We start from the raw sequence: 6,117 nt of genomic DNA, 5'->3' as shown, positions 1-6,117 counted from the left end.
AGCTCTTCATTATCCGCTTCTAAATCGTAAAAACTATTAAAAACGCAATCATGGATAGTGAAACAAATTCTTCCATTGCCATAATGATAGCTCAAATTCAACCCCATAGCCTCCAAAGCGTTTTTAATGATATACATGCCTAACCCAAACCCATGGGCTTGGCTGGGGTTAGAGGATTTAAAATAAGGTTGCAAATACTTTTCAAAATCTTCTTTTAAAGGTTTGCTTTTATTAGACACCACCAAATCATTGCCGATGAAATCCAAAAACACCTGTTTGTCATCGCTGTATTTGATCGCATTATCCACCATGTTTTTTAACGCTATAGCAAACAATTCAAAATCCGCTTCAATAATGTAATTGGAAGAGGACACATGGATAGGGCTTTTTTTATCCTCATCAATCAAAAGCATTTTTTCAATTTTATCGATCAAATCGCTCATTAGAAATTTTTCTTTGTTGCTCCCATAGTTTTTGGAAGCGAGCTGTTCAATGCGGGCAAATTGCTCAATCAGCGTGTTTAGGTGATCAAAAATGGAAATGAAGCGTTTTTGTGGCAATTCTTCTTTGAGCATAGAGCTTAGTATCTTGCCCTTAGTGATAGGGGTGCGCAATTCATGCATGATAGAGCGCAAAAATAAAACCCGAGATTCATTCATCGCATTGATTTTTAGAATGCAATTGTCAAATTCGTTAGCCAAATCCCCTATTTCATCTTTTTGCTTGCTTTTACAACTCACGCTTTTGTCCCCTTGAGCGAATCGCTTCACTTGAGCTCTCAACTCTCTTAAGGGCAATAAACTCTGTAAAACAAATAAAAAAAGGAATAAAATCAACAACAAACCCACCGTAATCGCTAAGAAATAATTCCTATAAGAAACCGAATGCAAATCTTTATAAAGCACAAAATGCTCATCTTTTTTTAAAAGGATGAAAACCATGTCGCTGAATTTGAACACTTCAGCATACCCAATATTTCTGTGGTGCAACTGGTGGTGTCTTTTGGCTAAAACCTTTTCTAAATTTTCTATTGTGGTTTCTCTAAAACCAATTTTATAGAGGTAATCTTCTATGGCTCTATAATCAGAGTAGTTATTTAAAATTTCATTGATAGTGGTAACAAACTGGTAATGGCGCATTTCGTTTTGATAGTTTTCGTGACTGATTTGAGAAGACACGAAATAGTAAGCGAACGCTCCAAAACTAAAGAGCGTTATCACAAACAAAGCGACAACTTTAAAAAAGATAGAGAAACGCAAAACCCCTTAACTCCTTATTAGAATATCAGTATTCTAATTTATAACCAATCCCTCTAACAGAGATGATGTATTGCGGTTGTTTAGGATTTTTTTCAATCTTAGATCGCAAACGGCCAATGATCACATCAATGCTTTTATTAGAGCTTTCAGGGTTGATGCTCTCGCTCTCAATCGCAATGCTTTCACGGCTAAACACATAACCTTTTTTGCTAATGAGAAGCGAAAGGATTTCGTATTCAGCCCTAGTTAAGTCTAGCTTTTTTTCATGCATATACACTTCTCGGCTGTCCTTATCTACCCTAAAGATATTCGCATCGCCTGGCTCACTCACTTCTTCTTTTTTATGAGAACGCCTGAGCAAGGATTGGATGCGGGCTAATAATTCCTTAGGATCATAGGGTTTAGGGAGGTAATCATCAGCCCCATAATCTAGTGCTTTAATCTTATCTTCCACATCGCTTCTTGCTGAAGAAATAATAATAGGGATATGTTTTTGTTTGGAGATGCGCCTACACACTTCAAGCCCGTCTAAATTAGGCAAAGTCAAATCCAACAACAACAAATCATAATTTTGTGTGTTAGCCGCACTAATGCCGGTATATGGCTCATCGTAATTGGTTACATGAATGCCATGTTGGAGCAAAAACTCGCTCAAAAACTCGGCTAATTCTATATCATCTTCTATCATTAAAACTTCTATCATATTTTAATTAACTCCTTCAATGATTTTTACAACTTTAAAAACGATTAACTCTGTTAATGTTTTAAGGGCTTGATTTTAGCATTTTATTACTAAAGATACCTTAAAGATGTCTTAAAAATAAAAATTCAAAACATTATCATAGTTATTAATGGGAATTTAAGGCTTTGTTTTCATGGAATATTGAAAATTAGAGCCTTATTTTTTAATGTTTTTAAAAAATTCCTTTGATCGTTTTTCACTCTGTGTTTTCTCGCTCCAAAGATTCCAATCGTTTTTCAAGCACGCTCAATTGGTATTGCAAGAAACGCGCCACTAAATCCAATCGCTCTAGGGCTTCCTTTTCTTCTAAAGCCTGCATGCCTTGAAACAACACTAAAGTTCTTTCTAGTAAGTTTTTTAAAAAAACCCTCTCGTTTGAAATTAACACTTGCGTGGGGTTTTCTTGCGCGATTTCTTCTGTAATGATTTCTGGCACCTCTTCTTCTTTTTCTTCTGTGATTTTTTCTTGGGTTTCTATTTTAGCAGCGTTTTTTGGCTCTAAAGGGGTGTTTTGCAAATAGGGAGGCGTTTTGAAAAAAGAGGGCGTTTTTTGCACTGCATCAAAGTTATTATCAATCGTTTTAGCCATTTTTTCAATTTCATTAAGGGTTTCTGAAATAATGTTTTTCAATTCCATTCTACCAGCCATTTTTCTAAATTTTCAACGCTCAAAAAATCCCCTTTGATAAAATTCAAATAGTGCCGCTCTAGTATTGCGTCGTGCTTGAAAGGAGCACAATTTTTTTGGATTTTTTCCAAACGCTTTATTTGTTTTAACGCCTCTGCATGGTCAGGGGTTTTGTTTAAAATATTAGTATAAATTTGCAACGCTTCTTCAAAAAACCCTTGTTCTTCGTAAATATGAGCGAGCGTGATAGTTTCTAAGGGCATGCGTTTCTCTTAATCGTTTGTAATACCTAATCTCTAAAAACACCATTTTTAGACTCTACTTGGGTGCGCAAAAAACTAAAAGCTGGTAAAGGTGTAGGCAGTCGCACTAAATTCACATTCCCGCTATGGATAGTTTCTAACTCGGTGTTATTTTCTAAAAGGATTTTATACAGCACTAAATAAGAGCGTTTTTCAAAGGTGTAAATCTTGCCAATTTCATTGACTATGGGCGTGATAGCCGCATTTTTGGGAGCGATGATTTCATAAGCTATGTTAGTGGTAGTGGTGAATTTGCATGCAAAAAAACGCCCATCTTCTGTGATTTCGCCATTGACTTGAAAATCCCCTTCGCTGATGGCTGTTTGGTGGTTTTGAGTATCCAACCTTTCAAAAGGCCTTCGCATCAAATAGCCGTCCGTAAAACCCCTGTTTTTAAGCGTGTTCAATTCGCTAGCATAAAAACTCGGCTTTAAGGTGTTATGGTAAAAATCATCAACCGCTAAACGATAGATGCGCGTGGTTTGCGCGGCGTAGTAACTGGACTTGGTGCGCCCTTCAATCTTAAGCGCGCTAATGGCGTTGGAACTTAAAATTTCAGCGATATGATTAGAGAGATTCAAATCTTTAGCGTTAAAAATATGCGTGCCTACGCCCTCTTCTTCAACCAACCTCATCATCACGCCGTTATCAGGGTTTTTCACATAATATTCATAATCAAACCGGCAATCATTCGCGCAACTCCCTCTATTAGGCACGCGCCCCTTTTGTAAGGCCGAAATCAAGCAACGCCCTGAAAAGGCAAAGCACATGCTCCCATGCACAAAGATTTCTAATTCCAAATTGGGTAAGGCTTTTTTAATTTCAATCGCATCATTCAGGCTCAATTCCCTAGCACACACAATGCGTTTGACCCCTAAATCATAAAACACTTGCGCATCTAGCAAATTTAAGACATTCGCTTGCGTGGATAAATGGATGGGAATATGCGGGGCGATTTTTAAAGCGAGTTTGATTACCCCAGGCGCAGCGATAATAAAAGCGTCTGGCTTCAATTCTGCCATTTTGTCAATATGTTCTTCTAAAAGCTTGAGCTGTGAATTGAAAGGGAAACCATTGATCGTGGCATAGACTTTTTTATTTAGCGCATGGGCGTAGTCAATCCCTTCTTTGAAAGTCTCTAAAGTAAATTCCTTGCTTGCGCGATTGCGTAAAGAAAAATGGCTCACTCCCCCATAAACCGCATCAGCCCCATAGTTGAGGGCGATTTTAAGTTTTTTTAAATTACCGGCTGGAGAGAGTAATTCAACTTGGTTCAAAACTACTTGGCTCCAAAAGAAGCGATCAAGGCTTCAATATCGTCCGCGCTGGCTAAATCTTTATCGTCATCGCCGGTGATATAAGTCGCTGAACTCACGCGCTTAGAATCATCAATTTTGCCTTCAAAAAGCGAATTCATGTATTGGCTGAGCGCTCGCATGACATTGACCACTCGTTCAATTTTTTGGCGGTGAATATCTTGAAACTGCATAATATCCATCGCTTGCATGGAGCTATCAGAGCAATTAGCGGCTTCTTCTTCAATGCTTTTAAGGGCGTTTAGGATTTCTTGTTGCTCATTGAGCGCGGTTTTAAAAGATTCAACATTGGGAAAATGGCCATGCAAATTGTCAAAAATTTCTTGGTGTTTTTGCAAAGGTTCTTGGATTTTTTTAACCATTTTAGAGATTTTTTCAGCACTAGCCCCGATCAAATCCAATTGATCAAAAATTTGCGTGGCTTTCACTTCAGAATCTCTTGTAACATCATCTAATTGATGCACGACTTTATGCTCTTCAGTGGGGGGAGGGGGAGGCCATTCGTTAGGGCTAATCTTGCCGTATTTTTCAGCGTCTTCTTTTTTGACGGTCATTTTTTCACTATGATTGGAATTTTCTTTACCCTCTTCTTTAACCTCTTTAGCTTCCTCTTTAGCCTCTAGGGCTTCCAAATTTTCTAAATCGCCACCATTCATCAAAGCGTCTAATTCTTCTTGTGTCATTGTTGTTCCTTGCCAATTGGTTTTAAAAAGCGTTTTATAGTAACCATAATTTATTAGCTGTCATTTTAGCGCACTTAAGCTTTAGCAATCAAAACGCCCTCTAAAATCGCATCAATATCGCCGTCTAGTATCGCTTCCACATTGCTATAAGCGGTGTTGGAGCGCGCGTCTTTGACTTGCTGGTAGGGGGCTAAAACATAGCTTCTTATTTGATGCCCCCAACCGATCTCGCTTTTTTCTTCATTTTTGGTGCTGCTTTGCTGCTTTTCTAATTCCAATTCATAAAGCTTGGATTTAAGCATTTTTAACGCGCTCGCTTTGTTTTTATGCTGGCTCCTGTCGTTTTGGCATTGCACCACAATACCGGTAGGAAAATGCGTGATTCTAACCGCGCTTTCTGTTTTATTGACATGCTGACCGCCTGCCCCACTGGCTCTGTAATAATCATAACGGACATCTTTTTCATCAATTTCTATATCAATATCATCGTCTAATTCAGGGCTAATTTGCACGCTCGCAAAACTCGTGTGCCGTTTGGCGTTCGCATCAAAGGGCGAAATCCTTACAAGCCTATGCACCCCGTTTTCATTTTTCAAATAGCCATAAGCGTTTTCGCCCTTAATGATAAAGGCGACCCCTTTAATGCCCGCTTCTTCGCCATCTTGATAGTCTAAAATCTCGCTTTTAAAGCCCCTTCTTTCCGCCCATCTCAAATACATGCGATACAAAATACTCGCCCAATCCTGGCTTTCAGTCCCCCCCGCTCCAGGCTGAATGGTAATAATAGCGTTTGAAGCGTCGTTTTCACCGCTTAACATGATTTCAATTTCTACTTTTTGGACGCTGTGTTCTAAAGTAGGAGCCTCTTCATAGAGCAAGGATAAAGTAACCTCATCGTTATCGTTTTGAGCGAGTTCAAACAATTCTACGCTTTCATCTAGAGAATCTTTCGTTTTTTGATAGGTTTCTAGCAAGCGGTTCAGGCGTACTTTTTCTTTATTGGTGTCTCTAGCCTTTAAAACATCTTGCCAAAAATTAGGGTCTTCTTGCTCTTTTTCAATGCGTTCTAATTCTTGTTTGATCCTTTCAGGCTTGATGATTAAAGCGATATTATCGCATTTGTTTTGCAAGCTTTTTAACAATTCGCTATAGGTGTAGTTATCCACAAACAGAACCTTTATGAGTGG

The 6,117-nt window shown here is 38.5% G+C and carries 7 protein-coding genes; all 7 read right to left on the bottom strand.

Annotated features, from left to right (window positions below):
• Positions 1 to 1,259: acid-sensing histidine kinase ArsS (gene arsS / locus EWZ81_RS06745; protein ID WP_165549442.1), on the bottom strand; the 1,259-nt coding region annotated here is incomplete at its 3' end.
• 25 nt (positions 1,260 to 1,284) lie between these two features.
• Positions 1,285 to 1,962 (bottom strand): acid response regulator transcription factor ArsR, encoded by a 678-nt coding sequence (arsR, locus tag EWZ81_RS06740; protein ID WP_000573710.1) that lies wholly within the window; start codon positions 1,960 to 1,962, stop codon positions 1,285 to 1,287.
• A gap of 235 nt (positions 1,963 to 2,197) precedes the next feature.
• The gene (locus EWZ81_RS06735) at positions 2,198 to 2,638 is read right to left on the bottom strand and encodes a CiaD-like domain-containing protein (RefSeq protein ID WP_165549441.1); all 441 of its coding nucleotides are present in this window, start codon (positions 2,636 to 2,638) and stop codon (positions 2,198 to 2,200) included.
• Positions 2,629 to 2,892, bottom strand: coding sequence for a hypothetical protein (locus EWZ81_RS06730; RefSeq protein ID WP_001127790.1), 264 nt, complete (start codon positions 2,890 to 2,892; stop codon positions 2,629 to 2,631). Before EWZ81_RS06730 ends, EWZ81_RS06735 begins: the two co-directional genes overlap by 10 nt.
• Positions 2,893 to 2,918: 26 nt before the next feature.
• Positions 2,919 to 4,208, bottom strand: coding sequence for a peptidase U32 family protein (locus EWZ81_RS06725; RefSeq protein WP_165549440.1), 1,290 nt, complete (start codon positions 4,206 to 4,208; stop codon positions 2,919 to 2,921).
• A 2-nt stretch (positions 4,209 to 4,210) separates the two neighbouring features.
• Complete coding sequence (cheZ, locus tag EWZ81_RS06720; RefSeq protein ID WP_165549439.1) at positions 4,211 to 4,930, bottom strand: protein phosphatase CheZ; 720 nt, start codon at positions 4,928 to 4,930, stop codon at positions 4,211 to 4,213.
• Between the two features lie 74 nt (positions 4,931 to 5,004).
• Positions 5,005 to 6,096, bottom strand: a complete 1,092-nt coding sequence (prfB, locus tag EWZ81_RS06715) for a peptide chain release factor 2 (RefSeq protein ID WP_165549443.1) — start codon at positions 6,094 to 6,096, stop codon at positions 5,005 to 5,007.
• Positions 6,097 to 6,117 lie beyond the last annotated feature (21 nt).

The organism is Helicobacter pylori, from assembly GCF_011140715.1.
Lineage (GTDB): Bacteria > Campylobacterota > Campylobacteria > Campylobacterales > Helicobacteraceae > Helicobacter > Helicobacter pylori_DA.
This window is presented reverse-complemented; position numbering and strand designations above follow the sequence as displayed.

Coding starts and splice junctions, on each gene's coding strand:
- arsR (WP_000573710.1), bottom strand. CDS start 1,962: ATGATAGAAGTTTTAATGATAGAAGATGATATAGAATTAGCCGAGTTT.
- EWZ81_RS06735 (WP_165549441.1), bottom strand. CDS start 2,638: ATGGAATTGAAAAACATTATTTCAGAAACCCTTAATGAAATTGAAAAA.
- cheZ (WP_165549439.1), bottom strand. CDS start 4,930: ATGACACAAGAAGAATTAGACGCTTTGATGAATGGTGGCGATTTAGAA.
- EWZ81_RS06730 (WP_001127790.1), bottom strand. CDS start 2,892: ATGCCCTTAGAAACTATCACGCTCGCTCATATTTACGAAGAACAAGGG.